The organism is Pedococcus dokdonensis (assembly GCF_900104525.1).
Taxonomy (GTDB): Bacteria; Actinomycetota; Actinomycetes; order Actinomycetales; family Dermatophilaceae; genus Pedococcus; species Pedococcus dokdonensis.
In genome coordinates, this window is sequence record NZ_LT629711.1 from 2,653,899 (window position 1) to 2,676,691 (window position 22,793).

Below are 22,793 nucleotides of genomic sequence, written 5' to 3' on the forward strand. Positions count from 1 at the left end.
GGGGCGCTCGCGTCAGAGGTTGACGGCGACGATGGCACCGACCGGCTCGCCGTGCCCGAGCACCGGAGAGTGCTCGAGCTGGGCCAGGGCCGCCGACTCCACGCCGATCCGCCGCAGGGCAGCCGCGAGGATCACCGGCTTCGCCCGCGGGTAGCCGTCGGCGACCTTGACGGCGACGCCGCGCCCGTCAGCCAGCCCCACGGCATACACGGACTCGGCACCGTCCTTGGCGATCAGCCCGGGCGTCGCCTCGATGAGCGCGGTGACGTCGCGGCCGGTGCCGCCGAGGTAGGCCGGGTTGTCGCGGATCGCGTCGGCGACCTCGGCCTCGTGGGTGCCCGGCTCGGCGGACGCCATCCGGCCGAACGCGCGGGCCAGCCCGGCCAGGGTCACCGCCATGACGGGGGCGCCACAGCCGTCGACGGCGACCGCGGTGATCTCGTCGCCGGTGAGCTCGGCGAGGGTCTGCGCGATGGCCTGCTGGAGCGGGTGGTCGGCGTCGCGGTAGGTCGCGGTGTCCCAGCCGTTCACGACGCAGGTGGCGAGCATCGCGGCGTGCTTGCCCGAGCAGTTCTGGGTGATCGGAAGCTGGCCCCCGCCGGAGCGCAGCACCGCTTCACGGGCCTCCTCGTTCACCGGGTAGTCGGGGGTGTTCTGGAGCGCCCCCTCGGTCAGCCCGACGGACGCGAGCATCTCGCGCACCGCCGCGACGTGGAAGTCCTCGCCCGAGTGGCTGGCGGAGGCGAGCGCGAGGTGCGCCGACGGCATGCGCAGGCCGGCCCGCACCATGGCGAGCGTCTGGACCGGCTTGTTGGACGACCTCGGGAAGACCGGGTCGTCGACCGCGCCCAGGGCGAGCAGGTGGCTGCCGTCAGCAGCGGTCGCAACCACCGACGCCCGGTGGGCCGACTCCACGAAGCCACCCCGCACGTAGTGCGCGAGGACCGGTGCCTGGTCGAGGGCGGGAGGGGTCTGGCTGGACGGCGGGGTATGCGGCGTGCTCACCGTCCGAGCCTAGCCACCGACCCCGCAGGGGTGGCGCCGGGGACGAAGACGTCCGGTTTGCGGCCTGCCGCACGGCTGCTGGGCGTGCCACGCTGGCTCATGGCCATCAACTCGGGGAAGGGCTACTCGGCCGGCGCCTTCGCGCTCGAGCTCGAGGGAAAGCTCGTGGGGTTCGTGCGCAGCGTCGAAGGTGGAGGCGTTCGGGGCGACGTCGTCCACGAGCCACCGGGCCCCGACGGGGTCGTGCACAAGCACCTGGGTGGGGTGCGGTACGACGACATCGTCGTCACCAGTGCGCTCCCGGAGGGCGACTGGGCTGCCTGGCTGACCGCCTTCCTCGAGGGCAAGGCCCCCCAGCACGACGGCGCCGTCATCTTCCTCAACTACAGCTACCAACCGGTCCGGCGACTGGAGTTCCGGCACGCCACCATCGTGTCCCTGACCTTCCCCGAGCTCGACGCGGCGGGCAAGACAGCCGGCTACCTGACCGTGACGCTGCGTCCCGAGGAGGTCGTCGAGTCCCCGGCGACCGGCTCGGTCAAGGCGACGAGCACGAAGTCGCAACCCTGGGCGACCTCACGCTTCAGGGTCGAGATCCCCGGGGTCGACTGCACCCGGGTGAGCTCGGTCGGCGCCCTCACCGTGTCGCAGACGGTCGTCGAGGACGCCGTCGGCACGGTGCGCACCCCCACCCGGGCCGCGGGCCCCCTCGAGGTCGGCGACCTCGTGCTCACGGTCTCGCAGCTGGGTGCGGCCGACTTCACCCGGTGGGCCGACGACTTCATCGTCAAGGGCAACAACAGCGCCCGCGACGAGAAGACGGCGACGGTGTCGCTGCTGACGCAGAACCTCAAGGACACCGTCTTCTCCTTCACGCTCAAGGGGGTCGGCATCCACCGCCTCGACCCGACCAAGAAGGTCCAGGACGTCGAGGCGATCTCGCGCTTCACCGCCGAGCTGTACTGCGAGCAGATCGAGCTCGACCTGCCCAAGAGCGAGGCGGCCCCGCCGACCTCGACGCCGAGCAGCACCCCGCCCCGCACGGAGGCCACCGATCGCTCCGCTCCCGGTCGATCGATCCTGGCCGCCCTGGGGGAGCGTCGTCTCGAGCCGCTCGACGTGGCACGGCGGCTGGTCGCCACCGGCGAGTCCGCGACTGCACCGTCCGACGCGGATGCCCAACGCCAGCGCGGCGCCCAGCTGGGTGCGGTCTGGGCGCAGCGCGTGGCCTCCCTGGACGAGCTGACCCGCCTCGCGGCGGCGGCCAGGGGCGACTGGACGGCCATCGCCCTGCCCGAAGGACACTCGTTGCTCGAGGTCCTCCAGGACGCCGAGGTCGTACCGGGCGGGCACGACGGCGCCCTCGACCTCGCTCGCGACTCGTTCGTGGAGGGTCTGGTGGACGGCGCCGCCGACACCTACGTGGAGGTGCGGGCCCACCTCGACCGCCCCGACGCATGATGCAGCCGGCCCCTCCCGGGCTGACGGGAGAGGGCCGGCTGGCTGAGGGGTGACGCGTCAGGCGCCGACCTTCTTGGCGGCAGCGGTGCTGGCCTTCTTGGTGGCGGTGGCGGTCTTCTTCGCGCTGGTCGTCGCGCCCTTGGTGGCGGACTTGCTCGCGGCGGCCGACTTCTTGGTGGTCGTCGCGGTGCGCTTGGCTGCGGTGCGGGTGGTGGTCGCGGCCTTGGTGACGGTCGCGGTGGCCTCGGCGGCCTCCTCGACGACGGAGCCGGCGATCGCGTCAGCGGCGACGACGGCCTGCTTGCGGCCGGTGGTCAGCGTGGCCTTGGCCGAGCGCTGGATGTCGGTCGCGGACTTGCGGACCGTGGTGACGGCACCCTTGCCCAGGACGAAGGTCGCCTCGGCCTGCGCGAGCAGGTCCTTGGTCGACTTCTGGGTGCGGACGCGCTTGACCAGCTTCTCGCCACGGGCAGCGACGGTCTCGTAGGTCTCGGCGGCCTTGCCGGCGATCTCGAGGCCACGGTTGAGGGCCAGCGCCGGGAGCTCCTGGGCCTGCTCGGCGGCCTCGGTCACGCGCGCCTGGGCCTTGGCCTGGAGCTTCGTGGCGTCGAGGTCGATGCGGACCGCGGTGGCCTTGACGCGGGCGTCGCGGACCTTCTCGACCGCGAGGTCGGTCAGGCCGACGGCGGCGAAGACGGGGGTGGTGTCGATGACGTTCTTGCGGATGTCGGCAACGAGTGCCATGTCATTCTCCTTTGTTGCGAGGGGCTTTGGTGGTCTTGGGGGCCGTGCGGGAAGCCGGCTTCCGGGGTGACTGCCTGGTGGTCGACCGGGTGCGGGTCGGTGCGTTCTCAGCACCCACGAACGAGTCGTAGATGTCGAGGAGCGCCGCCTTCTGACGGTCGGTGAGCTGCGGGTCGGCGCCGATGACGGCCCTGGTGTCGAGCGGCTCGGGCGTCGCCGAGGCGTCACCGTGCCGCTCGTCGAGGATCCCGGCCCGGACGTAGAGCGACTCGGCCGAGACCTGCAGGCCCTTGGCGAGCTGCTGGAGGATCTCGGCGCTGGGCTTCTTCAACCCGCGCTCGATCTGGGACAGGTAGGGGTTGGACACACCGGCGAGCTCCGAGAGCTGGCGCAGCGAGAGCCGGGCGGACTGACGCTGCTCGCGCAGGTAGTCACCCAGGTGGTTGGCGCCCAACGGCGGCAACGGGATCCGGCTCATGCCCCCATCTTGCTTGCTCTAGTTAGCAGAATGCAAACTGGAGGCAGCGTGAGGGTGGTCACACGACGTCAGCCGCGGTCCTTGACCCCCAGCATGGTGCGGGCCTGCGCGGTGGAGAGTGCCGGGCGCTGCATCACCTCGGCGAGGTGGGCGGCCCGCTCGACGAGCTGCGAGTTGTGCTCGACCGGGACGCCGCGCGCGTAGACCACGTTGTCCTCCATCCCGACCCGCAGGTGTCCCCCGGCCGCGAGCGATGCGGCCGCCACGGGCAGGTGGCTGCGACCGATGCCGGTCGCCGACCACGAGGTGACCTCGGCCGGCAGCATCGCGACGCCGGCGAGCAGCGCAGCGGGCGTGCCCGGCATACCTCCCGGCACACCGGTCACGAAATCGACGTGCACCTTGCCGCCGAACGGCAGGCCGTGGGTGTCGATGAGCCGGGCGAGCGACGCGACGTGGCCGAGGTCGAACAGCTCGAACTCGGGCACCACCTCGCGCTCCTGGGCCTGGACGTAGAGGTCAGACATGAAGCCGTAGGGGTTGAGGAAGACGTCGTCGCCGAAGTTCGTGGTGCCGCAGGTGAGGCTGCACGAGTCGGGCTCGGCGTCGAGCACGGTCAGCCGCTGGTCGAGCGGGTCGTGCACGCTGCCGCCGGTCGAGAGCTGGATCACCAGGGAGGTCTGCTCGCGCAGCGCGTCGACCGCGGCCTTGAGGTGCCCGTGGTCGAGGGTCGGACGGTGCTCACCGTCGCGGATGTGCAGGTGGATCATCGCCGCGCCTGCGGCCTCGCACGCCACCGCCGTCTCGACGAGCTCCTCGAGGGTCGTCGGCAGCTGCGGGAAGTCGGCCTTGGCCAGCTCGGCCCCGGTGGGGGCGACGGTGATGAGGGTGCCGGTCACGCCTGAGCCTGGGGTCAGAACCATGGCCGACATCATGGCAGCCGTGCCGCGCCCGCCGGAGCGGGGTCGGCGAGGACGTCGCTAGGGGGCCACGACCACCGTCTGGCTGGCACTCACGCCGTCGACGACGAGGTCGTCGTCGACAGGGGTGTTGCGCTTGACCAGCGCGAGGCCGATCGGGCCGTCCTCGAAGTGCCGTGCGACCGAGGTGAGGTGGCCGACCTGCCGGTCGCCGGACAGCACGGCGGCCCCGCGCTCTGGCAGCGTGTGGCCCGAGCCGTCGAGGTGGAGGAAGACCAGGCGACGCGGTGGACGCCCGAGGTTGTGGACCCGCGCCACCGTCTCCTGGCCCCGGTAGCAGCCCTTGTGCAGGTGGACGGCGGTGCGCAGCCAGTCGACCTCGTGGGCGATGGTGCGGTGGTCGGTGTCGAACCCGAGCCGGGGGCGCCAGGCCTCGACGCGCAGCGCCTCGCTGGCCCAGGTGCCGGCCAGGTCGCGGTCGCCGACCGCGTCGGCCAGGGCGGTGCGCGGGACCAGCACCTCACGCCAGGCCCGCCCGTGCGCGGGGTGTCCGTCGACCGGCCCGTATGCCGCCGTGTCACCGACGAGGTCGGGCCACGGGTCGCGCCACGCCAGCGGCTCACCCGGCTGGGACTCGGCCGCCGACGGCTCACCGAGCACGGCCCACTCCGACGTCACGTCGGCGACCTCGACGCGGAGCATGAACCGCATCGAGTCGAGCCAGGCAGCCAGAGCCGCGGACTGGCCGGGCTCGGTCGTGATCCAGGTGGTCTCGCCGTCGTCGACGAGGTGGAGGTCGTGCTCGACGTGCCCCTTGGGCGAGAGCACCAGCGCCTCGCGGGACTCGCGGGCGGGCAGACCGGTGAGGTGCTGGCTGGTGATCGAGTGGAGCCAAGAGAGCCGGTCGGGCCCGGTGACGGTCACGACACCCCGGTGCGACAGGTCGACGACGGCCAGCCCCTCGGTGAGCAGCCGCTGCTCCCGCAGCGGGTCTCCGTAGTGGGCGGCGACGCCGGCGTCCGGGCCCTCGCCCTCGACGGCCCCGTGCCGGTCGAGCAGGACCGAACGCAGCACCGCCGGCCCCTCGGTGGTCGTGCCTAGCGTGTCGCGCATGTGCTGCACTCCCCGTGGATCGCCATGTGTGTCACGTCAGCAACAAAGCCCGAACCGGCCAGAACATTCCCCGCGAACCCGTCCGCGAGCTCCTTGGGGCACTCGTCGACCTTGCCGCAGGTGCGGCAGACGAGGTGGATGTGGGTGGCGTGGTCGGCGAGGTGGTAGCTCGGAGCCCGGTGGTCGAGGTGGGTGTGCCCGACCACCCCCAGCGACTCGAGAGCCTCCAGCGCGCGGTAGACGGTGGACGGTGCGAGCGCCTGCCCGCCGTCCTCGGCGACTCCCGTGACGACGTCCTCGGGAGTCGCATGGCCCAGCCGTGCGACCGCGTCGAGCACCCGCTGCCGCTGCGGCGTCATCCGCCGCCCTTCAGCCCGCAACCGCTCGCCGACGTCGTGCACCGTCCCACTGTACGGTTCCGCGGCACGGCCGGTTCTGCACGGACCACACATCGGCGATACCTACACTGTCCGGGTGCTAGACCAATTCGACGACACCGACGACACGCCCCAGACCGAGCCCAAGAAGCGATCCCGCCTGCGGCGCGTGCTGGTGATCACGCTCGCGCTGGTGCTGCTCGTGGTGGTCGGGGGCGGCGCGGCATACCTGCTCTTCCTCAACCACACGGTCAGCAAGAACGTGAAGCACGAGGCGCTGCTGCCCGAGCCGGGTGTGGACGCGCCGACCAAGGCCCCCGCGGCGAAGGACGCCCAGAACATCCTCGTGATCGGGTCGGACGCCCGGTCCGGGCTGGCCGGGGCGCGGTCCGACGTCATCGTGCTCATGCACGTCGCCGACGACCGCAAGACCGTCACCCTCGTGCACTTCCCCCGCGACCTCTGGGTGTCGGTGCCGGGCCACGGCAAGGACAAGATCAACGCGGCCTTCGCGTATGGCGGGTCGCCGCTGCTCGTGCGCACGCTCCAGGACCTTGTCGGCGTGCCGATCGACCACGTGGCACTGGTCGACTTCGAAGGCTTCAAGAAGATGACCGACGCCGTCGGCGGGGTGAACGTCTACGCGGAGGAGGCCAGCAACAGCCGTGGCTACTCCTTCCACAAGGGGTTCAACCAGATGGACGGCGCGGCCGCCCTGGCCTTCGTCCGCGAGCGCAAGCAGCTCAGCGAGGGCGACATCTCCCGCGGTCGGCGCCAGCAGGCCTTCATCAAGGCGCTGATGCTGAAGTCCCTGAGCAAGGACGTGCTGACCAACCCGGTGAAGCTGGCCCAGTTCGTCGACGCGGGCACCTCGAACCTCACGGTGGACAACGGGTTCAGCGTCGCGGACATGCGCAGCGAGGCGTTCTCGATGCGCAGTCTGCGGGGCCGCGACATCACCTTCGTGACGGCGCCGTTCAGCGGTTTCGGCACCTCGCCCGGCGGCGCCTCGATCGACGTCGTGGACGAGGCCGGGATGAAGGCCCTCGGCGAGGCCCTGCAGAGTGACGCGATGGACACCTACAAGGACAAGACCCGCACGCCCTGATCTCCCTCAGGGCTTGCCGAGGGCGCGGACGACGGCCGGCAACGCGGCCATGATCTGCGTCGTCATCTGCTCGAAGACCTCGGGCGGGCGACGGTAGGGGTCGACGATGTCGGCGTCCGCGTCGCTCAGTGGCACACCGACGCCGCGTTCGCCGGCCGCCAGCGAGGCCACCCGGGCGAGGTGGTCGGCGGCCGAGGCCGCGCCGGCCAGGTCGGTGTCGGTCAGGCTCGCCACGAGGTGGGCCAGCTCGCGGAAGGTGAAGGTGTAGCGGACCGCTCTGGGGTGCAGTGCCAGCACCTTGCCGCGGTGGGCGCGGGTGGCGGTGAGCACCAGGTCTGCGTCGGCGACCAGCGCGGCGCCGAGGGCGCGGGCGCGGAAGCCGTCCGCGGCATACCCGTTGGCCTCGAGCAGCGCACGCGCCTGGTCCTCCATCGGGTGACCCACCAGGGCACCGGTGCCAGCGCTCGCCACCTCGACCGCGCCCGGGCCCCACGAGCGGTCGAGCTCGGCCTGGAGCGCCCGCTCGAGAAACGGCGAGCGGCAGATGTTGCCCGTGCAGACCGTCAGGACGCGCCCCGGGGCCGCCGTCATCGCGCGGACCCCGCCCCTAGCCGACGCGCTTGAGCTCGGCGGAGAGGTGGCTCTGCAGCGGCTGGCCGACGGCGGCCATGTCCATGGCCCACATCAGGTTGGAGTTGACCAGGCCGTAGAGGCGGCTGGCCGCGTTGTACTCCTTGGCGTGCGGGCTGCGCAGCACCCCATCGGTGCGCAGCTCGATCTTGGCCGGCTCGGCCTTGCCGTAGTAGAGCTCCACGATGCCCGTCGGGTGGGTCAGGAGCAGCTCGACCTCGCCGTCCTCGAACGGGCGCCAGAAGCCCAGCTCGGTGGCGAGGGGACGGACCTTCTCACCGGCGTCGTCGAGCAGCCAGGTGCGGCTGTGCCACTCCAGGAACGGGCGCCCGTCGTGGGTGACCTCGAGCTCCTGGCCGAAGTTCGCGGACTCGATCGTGGGGTAGCCGACCACGCCGGCACCTTCCCAGCGGCCGATCAGCCAGGCCAGTGGGGCGAGCTCGCGGGGGAGGTCGGGGTCGAGGGTGAACACCATCAGCGGGGCGTCTTGACCAGGCGGTAGACGACGAAGGCCGCGAACCAGGTGACGACCACGGCCGTCAGGACGAGCAGGGCGATGTAGAACGTGTGCACGTGCCAGATCGTAGCCTGTGCGCCATGACTGCCTCCCGCGCGCTCGTCGTCAAGGTCACCTGCGGCACCGAGTCGCTCGAACGCCTCAACCAGGCCTTCACGGTCGCCGCGACGGCCGTGGCCAGCGGTGTGCCGGTCAGCCTGTGGCTCACCGGGGACGCCTCGTGGATGGCCGTGCCGGGGCGGGCCGAGGCGGTCGAGCTCGCGCACGCCGCTGCGTTGGCCGACCTGCGCGACGCGGTGCTGGCCGCCGGACGGGTCACGGTGTGCGGCCAGTGCGCGGCCCGGCGGGACCTGTCCGAGGCGGATCTCGTCGCGGGTGTGGTCATCCGGGGCGCTGCCGCGTTCGTCGAGGAGGTCACCGCCGACGGAGCCCAGGCCCTCGTCTACTGACCCTGACTTCTGGCCGCTGGTGCCGCACCAAGCGCCCGATTCAGCCCCTGCACCCACCACCGCTGGCCAGAAGTGCGGGAAAGGGTGAGGGGTCCGTCAGGCGACGAAGTAGCGGACCACGACGTAGGCGACGACCCCGACCAGCAGGGAGGACGCGGCGGCCACGGCGAGCTGGGCTCGCGGCATGGCGGTCGCAGGCAGGGGGGCCAGCACCCGCCGCGCAGCGTGGGAGATCGCCGCGGCCATCAGCCCCAGCAGCGCCGCCGGGCCGGTCATCGGTCCGCCGGCCAGCGCCGACACCAGGACCGCGGCCCCGCCGCCGAGCAGCATGGCGATGAACAGCGCCCACTGGCGCAGCCGCTTCACCGAGATCAGCGGGTCGGCCAGCGCCCCGACGCCGAGTCCGGCCATCGTCGCCGCGAGCGCGTGCTCCCCGACCAGGACGTGCGGGATCGGGGCGAGGGCGGTGCCGGCCGAGATGATCGCCAGGCCGGAGACCGTGGCGGCCACCGACTCGGTGAGGCGAGGGCGCCCGTCGCGGCGCATCAGCTGGTGCAGGAAGGCCACGATCACACTGACCGCGAGGGCCGCCGGCATCCACTCGAGGTAGGGGTCGTCGCGCGTCGCCAGCGCGGTGCCGGTCATCAGCACGGTCCCGATCGCCAGGACTCCGCTGGTGCCGCGAGGGCTCGGCAGGCTGAGCAGCAGCGGCCACCCCCACGCCAGCACGAACCCGGCGAGCGCCACGGCGAGCGCCACGAAACCGGGGCTCGCGTAGCCGGTCAGGGCGACCAGTGCCGCGAACGCGATGGTGGCCGCGATCGCCAGCGGGCGTGCGACGAGGGCGCGTCGCGGCAGCGCCGGCCTGGCGTGCTGCGCCGTGGCTCGCCGCTCCCGCCGGGTCAGCGGGACGGCAGGGTTGGGCGCCTGCTCGGGGACGTCGGACACAAGGGGCATCCTCGCATCACCCCCCGGCGAAGGGAGGCAGGACCTCCAGCACCGAGCCGGGCGGCAGGTCGTGGTCGCGGTGCGTCGTGCGCCCGTCGAGCAGCAAGGTGCTTACGGCCGTGACGGCGGCCAGCCCGGGGTGCAGCGCGTCGACCGCGGCCACCGCCTCCGCGACCGTGCTGCAGCCGTCCACGACGTCGGACTCCACCCCTGCCGCAGCCCGTGCACCGGCCCAGTAGCGGACGGTGACCGAGGCTTCCTCGCTGCCTCCCGGCATACCCGTGGTCCTCTCCGGCGCCGACGGACGGCGACCTCTCCTCGCTTGCGTGCTGAGACAAGGGTCTCACCATGCGTTCGTCCGCCCCGCGGCGGCCGACCACCCGTATCCTTTCAAGGCATGGCCCGTCTGCTGCTGCTGACCAACGCCCTGGCGCCCAGCGCCGAGGTGCTGCCGGCACTGGGTCTGCTCTCGCACCAGGTGCGGATCATCCCGGCCGAGCCGACCGCGCTGGTCGACGCCCCGCCGTGCGATGCCGTCCTGCTGGACGCCCGCCGCGACCTGGCCGTGGCCCGGTCGCTCTGCCGCGTGCTGCGCGCCACGGGCATGTCGGTCCCCCTGCTGGCCATCGTCACCGAGGGTGGCCTCGCCGGCATCACCGCCGAGTGGGGCGTCGACGACGTGCTGCTCGAGTCGGCGGGTCCGGCCGAGGTCGAGGCCCGCCTGCGGCTGGCCGCCGGCCGGCTGCAGGACACCCAGGAGCCCGAGGACGTGCAGATCACCTCGGGCGACGTCACGATCGACGAGGCGACCTATTCGGCGCGGGTACGCGGTCGGCTGCTCGACCTGACCTACAAGGAGTTCGAGCTCCTCAAGTACCTCGCGCAGCACCCGGGTCGAGTGTTCAGCCGCGCCCAGCTGCTCCAGGAGGTCTGGGGCTACGACTACTACGGCGGCACCCGCACGGTCGACGTCCACGTGCGGCGGCTGCGCGCCAAGCTCGGCTCCGAGCACGAGGTCCTGATCGGCACGGTCCGCAACGTCGGCTACCGCTTCGTGCCGGCCGAGGACGCGCACGCCGACGCCTGAGGGCAGCGGACTCCCCCGGCTGTGTCTCCCGTTGCGGCACGACAACTGAGGGCGCCCCTCCCGTTTCCGGGAGGGGCGCCTCAGTGGTGCTGCGGTATGCCGGGTGGCCCGGTGGGCCGCGGCCTCAGTTCTTCGTGATCCGGTCCAACGGGCCGGGGGTGTAGGGAGAATTGGCCTCGAGGTAGTTGGCGAACCCGTCGATGTCCAGGCCGCCGAAGTACTTGCCCGTGCCGCCGGTGAAGGCGGGGAAGCCGTCACCGCCGTCGGAGAGGAAGTTGTTCGTGACGATCCGGTAGTTCTGGGTGTCGACCAGCGGGGCGCCGTCGAGCGTCACCGTCCCGAGCGTGGTGCCCGAGTAGGTGTAGGCGAAGCCCTTCGAGACCTGCAGGATCTTGGGGCTCCCCGCGTTGGGGCCGCTCCACTGCTGGGTGAGCAGGGTCTTGATCTGCGCACCCGTGAGGGTCATCGACACGAGGTAGTTGTTGAACGGCTGGACCGTGAACGCCTCCTCGTAGGTGACCACCCCGTCGCCCTCACCCTTGGGGGAGCTGGCGTAGGTGAGGTCGGCGCGGATGCCGCCCGGGTTCATGAACGCGATCTTCGGCACGTCACCGTTGGTCACGACCGACGGGTCGGCCAACTGGGCGTCGGCGATGAGGTCACCGAGGGCCTGCTCGCCACCGGCATTCACGCTCGAGCCGCTGCGGCCGATGTCCTGGGTGATCCGTCCGAGGACGCGGTTCGCGATCGGCGCGACCAGGGTCTGGTACTGCTTGATCAGGCTGGTCTGGGCCGGGTCGGGCACGAGGTCGCGGGTGACGATCATGTTGCTGCCCTCGACGGAGCTGCGGACGATGTCGTTCTTCTTGAGGTCGTACTCGAGGTGCGTCTCGGTGAACAGCCGGCCGAACGAGCTCGCCGACGTGACCAGGCGCGGCTGGCCCTTCGGGTCGGGCACGTTGCAGATGTATGGCTGGTGGGTGTGACCGGAGATGACCATGTCGATCTGCGGGTCGAGGTTGGACGCGATGCCGAGGATCGGGGAGGACGCCATGTCGAGCGTGCCGCCCTTGTCGCAGGCCCAGTTGTAGGCCGGGTTGGCCGAGTAGACCTTGCCGTCGGGACCGGTCCACGACTCCCGCGCCGGGTTGCCGCCCTGGTGGATGAGCACGACGATCGCGTTGACGCCCTTGCGCTTGATCTCGGGGACCAGCGCGTTGGCCGTGGCGACCTCGTCCTTGAAGGTCAGGCCCTCGATGCCGGACTTCGTGACGATGTCCGGGGTGTCCTTGAGGGTCATGCCGATGAACGCGATCTTGGCGCCGTCCGGCGTCCGCTTGATCGTGTAGGACGGCAGGATCGTCTTCTTGGTGCCGGTGTAGAACACGTTGGCGGCGAGGATGTCGTACTTCGCACCCTGGAAGGTGTGCGCGGCGCAGGAGTTCTGGTTGTTCGCACCGTCGCCGTCGTCGATGCAGCCACCCTTGTCGAGCCGCTGCAGCTCCTTGTAGCCCTCGTCGAACTCGTGGTTGCCGACCGAGGTCACGTCGAGGCCGAGGGTGTTCATCGACTCGACGGTGGGCTCGTCGTGGAAGGCGGCCGACAGCAGCGGGCTCGCGCCCACGATGTCACCCGCCGCCACGGTCAAGCTGTCCCGGTGCCCGCGGCGGGCCCGGTCGAGGTGGGTCGCGAGGTAGGCGACCCCGCCGGCGTCGACGGTCTGGTCGCCGACCACGCCGTTGGTCAGCGTGTGACCCGTGGTGATCCGACCGCCGGACCCGCTCGGGGGCTCGAGGTTGCCGTGGAAGTCGTTGAACGACAGCAGCTGCACGTCGATGGTCTTGTTCGACCCGTGACCCCAGGAGCTGTTGCTGGTGGTCGCGATGCCGGAGATGGCGAGGGTGGTGGCCGCTGCAACACTGGCGACCTGTCTGACACGGGGAGAGGGCATAGGTGCGTCCTTGTGCGGGAGGGTTGTCGGCGGTAGCCGGACCCGTGCACGGTAACCGTCGAGCCACGTCGAGGGAAGATGCATGGTCCAATGCTTTTCGTGCCGTTATCAACCGTTCGCCTCAGTGACCACCTGACGCCTCACGAGGTGGCCGAGGTGCGCGCGATCCGGGACGCGGCGACCGCGGCCGACGGCGTCAGCCCGCTCTCGGAGCAGTCCGTCCTCTCCCTCACCGCGCCGGCCGGTCGCGTCCGCCACCTGCTCGGGTATGCCGCCGAGCAGCTCACGGGGTACGCCCAGCTCGACCACCCTTCCGCGACCGATGCGTCGGGTGAGCTGGTGGTCCACCCCGAGAGCCGCCGTCAGGGAACGGGACGTGCGCTCGTGGACGCGCTGCTGGACGCGGCGCCTGGCGCGCGGCTCTGGGCGCACGGTCAGCTGCCGGGGGCCGAGGGCCTCGCGACGGCGGTGGGGCTCGAGGCGGTGCGCGAGCTGCACAAGATGGCTCGGCCCCTGGGAGAGGCGGACCTCGACCCGGCTGCGTCGGCCCTCCCCGCGGGGTTCACCGCACGGGCCTTCGAGCCCGGTCGCGACGAGGAGGCCTGGCTCGCGACCAACGCCGCGGCGTTCGCGCACCACCCCGAGCAGGGCCGGCTGCAGCTGGCCGACCTCGAGGAGCGGATGTCGCAGCCCTGGTTCGACCCGGCCGGCTTCATCCTGGTGTCGGCCGACGAGTCGGTGGCCGATGCCACTGCTGGTGACGTCGCCGCGTTCCACTGGACCAAGGTCGACCCCGACCAACGCTCGTCCGCAGACCCGACCCGAGCGGCAGGGGAGGTGTACGTGGTCGGCGTGCACCCGGCATACCAGGGACGCGGGCTGGGGCGGCCGGTCACGGCCCTCGGGCTGGCCCACCTGGCCGGCCTGGGGCTGCCCGAGGTGGTGCTCTACGTGGACGGCGACAACCAGGCGGCGATACGCACCTACACGGGACTGGGTTTCCGCAGCATCATGGTGGACGTGATGTACGCGCGGGCCTGAGCCCCGGTCCCGCGTCCGGCCAGACCTTCCGCAGAACCAGCACCTTCCGTTCACCAAGCACTGTCAGGATGACGGCATGAGCGTGACGACCCGTCCCACGGACGACACCGAGATCTTCGACGGCGACGACGCCGGTCACGAGGTCTCCATCGCCAGCGCGCAGCCGCGGGCCTCCAACGGCCGCTTCATGCGGATCGTCCACGCGGCGGGCGGGCAGGACGACAGTGGGCTCCCGGCCGACCGGTTCCTCGACCGCGAGATCTCCTGGCTGCAGTTCAACGAGCGTGTGCTCCAGCTCGCCGCCGACGAGACGGTCCCGCTGCTGGAGCGGGCCCGGTTCCTGGCCATCTTCACGTCCAACCTCGACGAGTTCTTCATGGTGCGCGTCGCCGGCCTGAAGCGCCGCATCGCCACCGGCCTCGCCGTCCGCTCGGCGTCCGGTCTCGAGCCGCGCGAGGTGCTGGAGCAGATCTCGCTGGTCGCGCACGAGCTGCAGGCGATGCAGACCACGGTCTACAAGGACAAGGTCCAGCCCGCGCTGGAGGACGAGGGGATCTCGATCGTCCGCTGGGACGAGCTGAGCGACGCCGAGCGCGCCCTGCACTCCGAGCTGTTCGCCGAGCGGGTCTTCCCGGTGCTGACGCCGCTCGCGGTCGACCCGGCGCACCCGTTCCCCTACATCTCCGGCCTGTCGCTCAACCTCGCCGTCGTGCTGGTCAACCCCAAGACGGGCAAGGAGCACTTCGCCCGGGTCAAGGTGCCGCCGCTGCTGCCGCGCCTGCTCCACATCGAGCCCGAGATCGGCGAGCCGGCCACCTCGGACCTGTTCAACACCCGCTTCGTGCCGCTCGAGGACGTCATCGCCGCGCACCTCGACATGCTCTTCCCCGGCATGGAGGTGCAGGAGCACTTCACCTTCCGGGTCACCCGCAACGAGGACCTCGAGGTCGAGGAGGACGACGCCGAGAACCTCCTGACCGCCCTCGAGAAGGAGCTGACCCGGCGCCGGTTCGGGCCGCCCGTGCGGCTCGAGGTCGACGAGACCATCGACGACCACGTCCTCGACATGCTGGTGCGCGAGCTCGGGGTGAGCGACAGCGAGGTCTACCGCCTGCCGGCTCCCCTCGACCTGCGCGGCCTCAACCTGGTGGCCGACCTCGAGCGCTCCGACCTGCGCTACCCGCCGTTCCGCGGGCAGATGCACCCCGACCTCGCACCGGCCGAGAGCGCCAAGGCGTCCGAGATCCTGCCGATCGTCCGCGACAAGGACGTCCTGCTGCAGCACCCCTACGACTCGTTCTCGACGTCGGTGCAGGCGTTCATCGAGCAGGCCGCAGCCGACCCCAACGTCCTCGCGATCAAGCAGACCCTCTACCGCACCAGCGGCGACTCCCCCATCATCGACGCCCTCATCGACGCCGCCGAGTCGGGCAAGCAGGTGCTCGCGATCGTCGAGATCAAGGCCCGTTTCGACGAGAAGAACAACATCTCGTGGGCCCGCAAGCTCGAGCACGCCGGGGTGCACGTGGTCTACGGCATCGTCGGCCTCAAGACGCACGCCAAGCTCTGCATGGTGGTCCGGCAGGAGCAGGACGGTTCGCTGCGCCGCTACTGCCACATCGGCACCGGCAACTACAACGGCAAGACCGCCCGCCTCTACGAGGACTTCGGGCTGCTCACCTCCGACCCGCAGGTCGGTGACGACCTGGCGCGCCTGTTCAACCAGCTGTCCGGCTTCGCGCCGCGCAGCAAGTTCAAGCGGCTGCTCGTGGCCCCCGATCGGTCCGCTCCGGCCTGCTCGAGCGCATCGACAACGAGATCGCGCACGCCGAGTCCGGGCGGGGCGGCCTGGTCCAGCTCAAGGTGAACTCGATCGTCGACGAGCAGCTGATCGACGCGCTCTACCGGGCCTCGCAGGCCGGGGTCCACGTCGACATCTGGGTGCGCGGCATCTGCGCGCTGCGCCCGGGCGTCGAAGGGCTGTCGGAGAACATCGAGGTGCACTCGGTGCTGGGCCGGTTCCTCGAGCACTCCCGCGTCTTCCTGTTCGGCGGCGGCGGGGAGCCCGAGGTCTTCATCGGCAGCGCCGACATGATGCACCGCAACCTCGACCGACGGGTCGAGGCGCTGGTCCGGATCGCCGACCCGAAGCACATCTCCGACCTCCAGGCGCTGCTCGCCCGCGGCATGAGCGACGACTTCGCGCACTGGCGGCTGACCGGCGACGGACGCTGGACCCGGGTCAGCGTCGGCGGCGACGGCGAGCCGCTCGCCGACCTGCAGGCCACCATGATCGACATCCACTCCAAGCGCCGGCGCAAGGCCCGTCGCCGTTGACGGCCCCGATCCCGGCCGCGGGCACCATCCCGTGGCGACGACGGCGCGGTCAGCTCGAGGTCGCGCTGGTCCACCGTCCCAAGTACGACGACTGGTCGTGGGCGAAGGGCAAGCTCGACCCGGGTGAGGAGTGGCCGGTTGCCGCCGTCCGCGAGACCCACGAGGAGACCGCGCTGGCGGTCGGGCTGGGCCGTCCCCTGCCCGGCGCTGAATACACCGTGCTCGACGGTGCGGGCCAGCCAGCCACCAAGGAGGTCCGCTACTGGGCCGCCGAGGCCACCGGTCCGGCCGGGCCGCTGGAGAACGAGGTCGACGAGGTCCGGTGGCTCGACGTCGTCGCGGCGTCGGACCGGCTCGACTACGCGCGCGACCGCGACCAGCTGCGGGCCATCGTCCGGGCCGACAACGCCGGCACCCTCACCACCTGGCCGCTCGCGCTGGTGCGCCACGCGCGGGCCGTCGGGCGCGGCTCCTGGCACGACGACGACCAGCTGCGTCCGCTCGACGCAGTCGGACGCGCGCGGGCCGAGGCACTGTCGGGACTGCTCGCGGCCTACGGGATCAGGCGGCTGGTGAGCTCGCCGTCGTTGCGCTGCACCGACACCCTGCGCCCCTACGCGGCACAGCTCGGCGCGGCCCTGCGCACCAAGGACGGCCTGAGCGAGGAGGGGTATGCCGCCGAGCCGGCCCGCGCCGCCCGCCACCTCGAGCGGTTGGTCGAGCGCGGCACCCCCGCGGCGCTCTGCAGCCACGGGCCGGTGCTGCCCGAGCTGCTGACCGCCCTGCTCGCGCTCGTCGACCCCGACGAGCCCGACGCCGAGCTGGTGTGCAACTCCCTGCGGGCCGCCGCCCGCGACAAGATGGGCAAGGGCGAGGTCCTCGTCGCCCACCTCGTCGGCACCGGCGAGCAGGCCCGGCTGGTGGCCGTGGAGCGCCACCTGCCGCCGTCCTGACCGGGCGCTGACCAGCCGTTCACCCGCTGCATCCCCGGGGGTCCATGCCCCGACGTCGAATGTCTGACTGGTGTTCACCGCCCGTTCACCCTGCGCGGGCCACGGCGTCACTCTCCCTGCCTACCTTCGGGTCGTCGGGCGTCGTCGCCCGCCCCTGATTTCACCCCCTGATTCCCCTCTGAGAGGTTTGAACACCGTGAAGATCCAGCGCATCGGCCTCCTGGCCAGCGTGGCCCTGGTCGGCTCCCTCGCGCTCACCGCGTGTGGCTCCGACGACAACACCGCCGGGTCGGGCGACAGCTCGTCCAGCTCCAGCGCCGCCGGCGCCTCCGACTGCCCCGAGGGTGGCGGCACGCTGAACGCCGAGGGCTCCTCCGCGCAGAAGAACGCCATCGAAGAGGCCATCGCGTCCTTCCAGGAGGCCTGCGAGGGCACCACCGTCAACTACAACCCGACGGGTTCCGGCGCCGGCATCAAGCAGTTCATCGCCGGCCAGGTCGACTTCGCCGGATCCGACTCGGCGCTGAAGACCGAGGAGAAGGACGGCAAGGTCGAGGCCGACGACGCCGCCACCTACTGCGGGTCTCCCGCGTGGAACCTCCCCATGGTCACCGGCCCGATCGCCGTCGCCTACAACGTCAAGGGCGTCGACAAGCTCGTCCTGACCCCGGCCGTCGCCGCAGACATCTTCAACGGCAAGGTCACCACCTGGAACGACAAGGCGATCGCCGACCTCAACTCCGGCGTGACCCTGCCGTCCGAGCCGATCAAGGTCTTCTTCCGCTCCGACGAGTCGGGCACCACCGAGAACTTCACCAAGTACCTGCACGCAGCGGCCCCGACCAACTGGACCGCCGACCCGGGCAAGGCCTGGACCGGCAAGGGCGAGGGCAAGCAGAAGTCCGACGGTGTCGCCGGCGCGGTGAAGTCGACCGAGGGTGGCATCACCTACGCCGAGTGGTCCTACGCCAAGGACAACAGCCTGGGCATCGCCCAGATCGACAACGGCGGTGGCGCGGTCGAGCTCACCGCGGAGACGGTCGGCAAGGCCGTCCTGGCCGCCAAGGCCGACGGCGAGGGCAACGACCTGCGCCTCAAGCTCGACTACAGCACCAAGGAGGCCGGCGCCTACCCGATCCTCCTCGTCACCTACGAGATCGTCTGCTCCAAGGGCAAGGACGCCAAGAAGGCGGCCCTGACCAAGGCGTTCCTCAAGCACTTCGCCGCTGCCGACACGCAGAAGAGCCTCGAGGACATCGGCTACGCGCCGCTGCCCTCCGAGATCCAGACCAAGGTCGAGGCCGCCATCGCGGCCCTGTCCTGACCACAGCATGACGGCGTGCCGCGGGGCTGGGACCCAGCCCCGCGGCATACCTGCTCCCCCAGCTGCTTCCCCAGCTGCTCCCCCTGTTCCTCCAGCACCATGTGCGCCCCCACCGCCCCCCTCTCCCCTACCGTGAGGCACATCCCGTGGCATCAGTGACCGGAGTCTCCGTCGCCGACGAGCTCCCCGGCCCCGACGGGCGCGGCCCTCTCAGCGGCGACCGGGCCGGCACCGGCCGCATGGGTGACCGGGTCTTCGCCGGCCTCGCCAAGGGGTCCGGCGTCCTGGTCATCGGCCTCGTCACCCTGGTCGGTGTCTTCCTGCTGTGGCAGGCGATTCCCGCCATCGCGGACGACAAGGTCAACTTCCTCACCTCACGGCAGTGGTCGGTCAACGACAGCGACAACCTGCGGTTCGGGATCGTCGAGCTGCTCTGGACGACCGTGGCCGCGTCGACCATCGCGATGCTGATCGCGGTGCCCGTGGGCGTGGCCGTCGCGCTGTTCATCACGCAGTACTCGCCGCAGTGGCTCTCGCGCCCGGCCGCCAACGTCATCGACCTGCTGGCCGCCGTGCCGTCGATCGTCTACGGCCTCTGGGGTCTCAAGACCTTCACGCCGTTCTTCAACCCCTTCCAGACCTGGTTGTCGGACCACCTCGGCTGGATCCCGCTCTTCACGAAGACCGACACCCAGGGCACGATCCTGTTGATCGGCGTCATCCTCGCCATCATGATCCTGCCGATCGTCACCGCGCTCTCCCGTGAGGTCTTCGCGCAGACCCCGGTGACCCACAAGGAGGGCGCACTCGCGCTGGGCGCCACCAAGTGGGAGATGATCCGCACCGCGGTGCTGCCGTTCGGCCGCCCCGGCGTCATCTCGGCGGCGATGCTGGCGCTCGGCCGCGCGCTCGGCGAGACCATCGCCGTCACCATCATCGTGTCGACCCTGCCGCAGGGCTCGAAGTGGACCTGGTCGCTGCTCAACGGTGGCGAGACCTTCGCGTCGCGGATCGCCAACAACGCCGGGGAGTTCGACTCCCCGGCCAAGACCGGCGCGTTCATCGCCGCCGGCCTGGTGCTCTTCGTCCTGACCTTCATCGTCAACGCCATCGCCCGCATCGTGATCGAGCGCAGGAAGGCCTTCACCGAATGAGCACCGACACGCGCACGGAGACGACCCCCGACCGGGTCGAGCGTGGCTCCGCGTCCGGGCCCGCGGGTCCCCCCTCCGGAGCCATGCTGCCGGCCCTCGGGCACCCTGCCCGCGGCCGCGAGCTGAAGGACCAGCTCGCCCGCATCGTGATGTGGCTGGCGTTCCTCCTCGCCCTCGTGCCGCTCATCTGGATCCTCTGGACCGTGGTCTCCAAGGGCATCCACCTCGTCGTCGAAGCCGAGTGGTGGACCAACTCCCAGAAGGGCATCACCTCGCGACGCGAGGGCGGCGGCGCCGTCCACGCCATCCAGGGCACGCTGATCCAGGGTGTGACGACGGCGGTGATCTCGGTGCCGATCGGCATCATGACCGCGATCTACTTGGTGGAGTACGGCCGCGGTCGCTTCGCGAAAGCGGTCTCCTTCATGGTCGACATCCTCACCGGTGTGCCGTCGATCGTCGCCGGGCTCTTCGTGTATGCCGTGTGGGTCACCACGTTCGGCTTCCAGCGGGTCGGCTTCGCCGTCTGCCTGGCGTTGGTGCTGTTGATGATCCCGGTCATCGTGCGGTCCACCGAGGAGATGCTCAAGCTCGTGCCGAACGAGCTGCGCGAGGCGTCCTATGCGCTCGGGGTGCCCAAGTGGAAGACCATCGCCCGCGTCGTGCTGCCGACCGCGTTCTCCGGCATCATCACCGGCGTCCTGCTCGGCCTGGCCCGCGTGATGGGCGAGACCGCACCGCTGCTGATCCTCGGGCCCTACACGAAGTCCATCGCCACCGACCTCTTCGGCGGCTACATGGCCACGCTGCCCACCATGATCAACCAGGACCGCACCGAGAGCCTCCAGCCCGCGATCGACCGGGTCTGGGCGGCGGCGCTGACCCTCATCTTCCTGGTCCTCCTCCTCAACCTCGCCGGTCGGGTCATCGCCCGCTTCGGCTCCGTCAAGAAGTAACGAAGGACGAAAGCACACCATGGCCAAGCGAATCGACGTCAGCGACCTGAACGTCTACTACGGCGCGTTCAAGGCTGTCGAGGGCGTCACGATGACGGTGGAGCCGCGCTCCGTGACGGCCTTCATCGGCCCTTCCGGCTGCGGCAAGTCCACCTTCCTGCGCACCCTCAACCGGATGCACGAGGTGATCCCGGGTGGGCGCGTCGAGGGCAAGGTCATGCTCGACGACCAGGACCTCTACGCCTCGAACGTCGACCCGGTGGCAGTGCGCCGCACCGTCGGCATGGTGTTCCAGCGGCCCAACCCGTTCCCGACCATGTCCATCTACGACAACGTCGCGGCCGGGCTGCGGCTCAACGGTGTCAAGGGCAGGAAGAAGCTCGACGAGGTCGTGGAGAAGTCGCTCAACGGCGCCAACCTCTGGAACGAGGTGAAGGACCGGCTCAACAAGCCCGGCGCCGGCCTCTCCGGAGGACAGCAGCAGCGGCTCTGCATCGCCCGCGCCATCGCGGTGGAGCCCCAGGTGCTGCTGATGGACGAGCCGTGCTCGGCGCTCGACCCGATCTCGACGCTGGCCATCGAGGACCTGATCTCGGAGCTGAAGAGCCAGTACACGATCGTGATCGTCACCCACAACATGCAGCAGGCGGCCCGCGTCTCCGACCAGACCGCCTTCTTCAACCTCGCGGCGACCGGCAAGCCGGGCAAGCTGATCGAGGTCGACAACACCCAGAAGATCTTCAACAACCCGGGCGTGAAGGCCACCGAGGACTACATCAGCGGCCGCTTCGGCTGATCCACCCCTCTCGCCCCGCCCGCCCCGCCCGCCCCTCCCGCACTTCTGGCCACTGGTGCTGGGCGACAGGGCTGATTCGGGGCTCTGGTGCCGCATGGGTGGCCAGAAGTCACGCCCCTCCCGCACTTCTGGCCACTGGTGCTGGGCGACAGGGCTGATTCGGGGCTCTGGCGCCGCATGGGTGGCCAGAAGTCGGGGCTCTCGCGTCACGCGGCAGGGAAGACGGCCGATGAGTCCACCGGCGGCCAGACCCACGGCTGGAGTGGATCGTCGTCGTTCCGCCGCCACAGACACCTGATCGACTGGGGGCGTGCCCGTCGCCGAGCGGCCGCGAGGGCCTGGCACATACCCTCGCCGTAGTTGCGCAGGTCAGCCGTCCCCCAGCGTGCGACGGCAAAGCCCAGGGCCTCAAGTCCACGCTCCCGGTCGCGCTCGGCCAGGACGACCTCGGCGATGCGCTCGGCCGTCGCACTGTCGTCGACACCCTGCTGGTACTTGCCGCGACCGTCGGCCTCGCCGATGACTCCGGCGTTGCGCCACAGGTGGTCGACCCTTCCGACGAAGGCGCCATCCAGGTCGTGGATCCGGATCTGGCTGTCCGGCACGGAGTAGCCACGACGGTGGGCGACAGCCACGGAGGCCGACTCGAGCCAGCTTTCGCGACGACCGTCGACGAGTCCGATCCCCTCGTCCGCCAGCCGGATGCCCGGCCAACGCCTCTGGTAGGCGCGCATCGCCCGCAACTCGTCGACCTGCACGAGGCCCAGTCGCACCGCCGCGTCGGCGACGGCGAGTGCGTCCCGCAGGCGACTCTGGCGGAACGAGTCGACCACCGTCCTGGCCAGCTCGGTGACGGCGACCCCTGCGACCGACACCACTTGCTCGTCCGGAAGAGCGGCCTGCAGGACCCTCCGCCAGTCGTCCGGGTAGCTGGTCCTCGACGTCGCGCGAGCCGTCAGCGTCACCTTGCCGATCGGCCCCTGTGGCGTGGGCAAGCCGTGCACCAGAGCCGCGGTCACATGGCTGACGACAGAGTCAGCGATCGACGCCTGGGCCGCTCGGGCCATGGCCACGTGCACGGCGGTCGGGTCCAGGAGCAACCAGGGTGCCCGGACGGCATACAGCGATCCGGCGATCTTGATGACCTCACGTCGGCGCACCGCGCCCGACAGGGCTGAGTGGCTGAGCCCAGCCGCCTGCGCTTCCTGCCACAGGAAGGGTTGCGGCAGCTCGACCCAACGTTGGGCGTCCGTGGCGTGCATGACGCGATGGTGTCGCTGGCCGCCACGGCCGGCGACCGTCTCGTCGCCGCCTGTGGACGAGGTATGCCGCGGTGCTGGGCCTGTGGACGGTTTCACCGAATCTGGAGCGGACCGAGCTAGTCCAGCGCTCAGCTTCTGGCCACTCATGCCCCGAAAAGCGCCGAAGCGGCCACGACATCAGG

General features: G+C 70.9%; 22 protein-coding genes and 1 pseudogene. 11 read left to right on the forward strand and 12 right to left on the reverse strand.

All coding sequences use genetic code 11. The features are described from left to right. Positions 1 to 12: 12 nt before the first annotated feature. Entirely contained in the window at positions 13 to 1,005 is a 993-nt protein-coding gene (locus tag BLQ34_RS12495) for an asparaginase (protein WP_091785987.1), read from the reverse strand. A gap of 99 nt (positions 1,006 to 1,104) precedes the next feature. Here BLQ34_RS12495 and BLQ34_RS12500 point away from each other — a divergent pair, with 99 nt between their 5' ends. Continuing rightward, a complete protein-coding gene (locus tag BLQ34_RS12500; protein WP_172829402.1) occupies positions 1,105 to 2,466 on the forward strand; it encodes a phage tail protein in 1,362 nt (453 codons plus the stop codon). Between the two features lie 57 nt (positions 2,467 to 2,523). On the opposite strand, the gene BLQ34_RS12505 is transcribed toward BLQ34_RS12500, so the two are convergent. The 5 genes from BLQ34_RS12505 to BLQ34_RS12525 all read right to left on the reverse strand — a co-directional run bounded on the left by BLQ34_RS12505 (position 2,524) and on the right by BLQ34_RS12525 (position 6,122). Continuing rightward, positions 2,524 to 3,210 (reverse strand): hypothetical protein, encoded by a 687-nt coding sequence (locus tag BLQ34_RS12505; protein WP_091785993.1) that lies wholly within the window; start codon positions 3,208 to 3,210, stop codon positions 2,524 to 2,526. 1 nt (position 3,211) lies between these two features. Further along, complete coding sequence (locus tag BLQ34_RS12510; RefSeq protein ID WP_091785995.1) at positions 3,212 to 3,688, reverse strand: helix-turn-helix domain-containing protein; 477 nt, start codon at positions 3,686 to 3,688, stop codon at positions 3,212 to 3,214. A 68-nt stretch (positions 3,689 to 3,756) separates the two neighbouring features. Continuing rightward, positions 3,757 to 4,611: a BKACE family enzyme gene (locus BLQ34_RS12515; RefSeq protein ID WP_091789934.1), complete on the reverse strand. Its 855-nt coding sequence runs from the start codon at positions 4,609 to 4,611 to the stop codon at positions 3,757 to 3,759. A gap of 57 nt (positions 4,612 to 4,668) precedes the next feature. Beyond that, positions 4,669 to 5,721 (reverse strand): CAF17-like 4Fe-4S cluster assembly/insertion protein YgfZ, encoded by a 1,053-nt coding sequence (ygfZ, locus tag BLQ34_RS12520; protein WP_091785998.1) that lies wholly within the window; start codon positions 5,719 to 5,721, stop codon positions 4,669 to 4,671. Continuing rightward, positions 5,706 to 6,122 (reverse strand): Fur family transcriptional regulator, encoded by a 417-nt coding sequence (locus tag BLQ34_RS12525; RefSeq protein WP_197674698.1) that lies wholly within the window; start codon positions 6,120 to 6,122, stop codon positions 5,706 to 5,708. Before BLQ34_RS12525 ends, ygfZ begins: the two co-directional genes overlap by 16 nt. Before the next feature lie 73 nt (positions 6,123 to 6,195). Between BLQ34_RS12525 and BLQ34_RS12530 the strand changes: the two genes are divergently transcribed. Next, a complete protein-coding gene (locus tag BLQ34_RS12530; RefSeq protein ID WP_091786003.1) occupies positions 6,196 to 7,206 on the forward strand; it encodes an LCP family protein in 1,011 nt (336 codons plus the stop codon). A 6-nt stretch (positions 7,207 to 7,212) separates the two neighbouring features. On the opposite strand, the gene BLQ34_RS12535 is transcribed toward BLQ34_RS12530, so the two are convergent. Together BLQ34_RS12535 and BLQ34_RS12540 are read right to left on the reverse strand one after the other, a co-directional pair. After that, positions 7,213 to 7,797 (reverse strand): arsenate reductase/protein-tyrosine-phosphatase family protein, encoded by a 585-nt coding sequence (locus tag BLQ34_RS12535; protein WP_091786006.1) that lies wholly within the window; start codon positions 7,795 to 7,797, stop codon positions 7,213 to 7,215. A 16-nt stretch (positions 7,798 to 7,813) separates the two neighbouring features. Next, the gene (locus BLQ34_RS12540; protein ID WP_091786009.1) at positions 7,814 to 8,311 is read right to left on the reverse strand and encodes an FABP family protein; all 498 of its coding nucleotides are present in this window, start codon (positions 8,309 to 8,311) and stop codon (positions 7,814 to 7,816) included. A 122-nt stretch (positions 8,312 to 8,433) separates the two neighbouring features. On the opposite strand from BLQ34_RS12540, the gene BLQ34_RS12550 reads away from it, so the two are divergent. Beyond that, complete coding sequence (locus BLQ34_RS12550) at positions 8,434 to 8,802, forward strand: DsrE family protein (RefSeq protein WP_091786014.1); 369 nt, start codon at positions 8,434 to 8,436, stop codon at positions 8,800 to 8,802. 96 nt (positions 8,803 to 8,898) lie between these two features. On the opposite strand, the gene BLQ34_RS12555 is transcribed toward BLQ34_RS12550, so the two are convergent. Both BLQ34_RS12555 and BLQ34_RS12560 read right to left on the reverse strand, forming a co-directional pair. Further along, entirely contained in the window at positions 8,899 to 9,750 is an 852-nt protein-coding gene (locus BLQ34_RS12555) for a hypothetical protein (protein WP_091786016.1), read from the reverse strand. Between the two features lie 16 nt (positions 9,751 to 9,766). Then, complete coding sequence (locus tag BLQ34_RS12560) at positions 9,767 to 10,027, reverse strand: MoaD/ThiS family protein (RefSeq protein WP_091786019.1); 261 nt, start codon at positions 10,025 to 10,027, stop codon at positions 9,767 to 9,769. A gap of 120 nt (positions 10,028 to 10,147) precedes the next feature. Between BLQ34_RS12560 and BLQ34_RS12565 the strand changes: the two genes are divergently transcribed. Next, positions 10,148 to 10,837, forward strand: coding sequence for a winged helix-turn-helix transcriptional regulator (locus BLQ34_RS12565; protein ID WP_091786022.1), 690 nt, complete (start codon positions 10,148 to 10,150; stop codon positions 10,835 to 10,837). 124 nt (positions 10,838 to 10,961) lie between these two features. Here BLQ34_RS12565 and BLQ34_RS12570 read toward each other — a convergent pair whose 3' ends face one another. Next, on the reverse strand, positions 10,962 to 12,788 hold the full coding sequence (locus BLQ34_RS12570) for a bifunctional metallophosphatase/5'-nucleotidase (RefSeq protein WP_091786025.1): 1,827 nt from the start codon (positions 12,786 to 12,788) through the stop codon (positions 10,962 to 10,964). Between the two features lie 90 nt (positions 12,789 to 12,878). Here BLQ34_RS12570 and mshD point away from each other — a divergent pair, with 90 nt between their 5' ends. The 7 genes and pseudogenes from mshD (at position 12,879) to pstB (ending at position 21,349) form a co-directional block, all read left to right on the forward strand. Then, a complete protein-coding gene (gene mshD / locus BLQ34_RS12575; RefSeq protein ID WP_091786028.1) occupies positions 12,879 to 13,829 on the forward strand; it encodes a mycothiol synthase in 951 nt (316 codons plus the stop codon). A 76-nt stretch (positions 13,830 to 13,905) separates the two neighbouring features. Next, positions 13,906 to 16,166: pseudogene (locus BLQ34_RS12580) on the forward strand (RNA degradosome polyphosphate kinase). After that, a complete protein-coding gene (locus BLQ34_RS12585; protein ID WP_091786031.1) occupies positions 16,163 to 17,119 on the forward strand; it encodes an NUDIX hydrolase in 957 nt (318 codons plus the stop codon). Before BLQ34_RS12580 ends, BLQ34_RS12585 begins: the two are co-directional and overlap by 4 nt. A gap of 196 nt (positions 17,120 to 17,315) precedes the next feature. Next, positions 17,316 to 18,443 (forward strand): phosphate ABC transporter substrate-binding protein PstS, encoded by a 1,128-nt coding sequence (pstS, locus tag BLQ34_RS12590; protein ID WP_091786034.1) that lies wholly within the window; start codon positions 17,316 to 17,318, stop codon positions 18,441 to 18,443. A 146-nt stretch (positions 18,444 to 18,589) separates the two neighbouring features. Continuing rightward, positions 18,590 to 19,597: a phosphate ABC transporter permease subunit PstC gene (gene pstC / locus BLQ34_RS12595; protein WP_091786038.1), complete on the forward strand. Its 1,008-nt coding sequence runs from the start codon at positions 18,590 to 18,592 to the stop codon at positions 19,595 to 19,597. Next, the gene (gene pstA, locus BLQ34_RS12600) at positions 19,594 to 20,553 is read left to right on the forward strand and encodes a phosphate ABC transporter permease PstA (protein WP_091786041.1); all 960 of its coding nucleotides are present in this window, start codon (positions 19,594 to 19,596) and stop codon (positions 20,551 to 20,553) included. Before pstC ends, pstA begins: the two co-directional genes overlap by 4 nt. A gap of 19 nt (positions 20,554 to 20,572) precedes the next feature. Next, positions 20,573 to 21,349, forward strand: a complete 777-nt coding sequence (gene pstB / locus BLQ34_RS12605) for a phosphate ABC transporter ATP-binding protein PstB (RefSeq protein ID WP_091786044.1) — start codon at positions 20,573 to 20,575, stop codon at positions 21,347 to 21,349. 206 nt (positions 21,350 to 21,555) lie between these two features. On the opposite strand, the gene BLQ34_RS12610 is transcribed toward pstB, so the two are convergent. Beyond that, the gene (locus BLQ34_RS12610; RefSeq protein WP_091786047.1) at positions 21,556 to 22,611 is read right to left on the reverse strand and encodes a hypothetical protein; all 1,056 of its coding nucleotides are present in this window, start codon (positions 22,609 to 22,611) and stop codon (positions 21,556 to 21,558) included. Between the last annotated feature and the right edge of the window lie 182 nt (positions 22,612 to 22,793).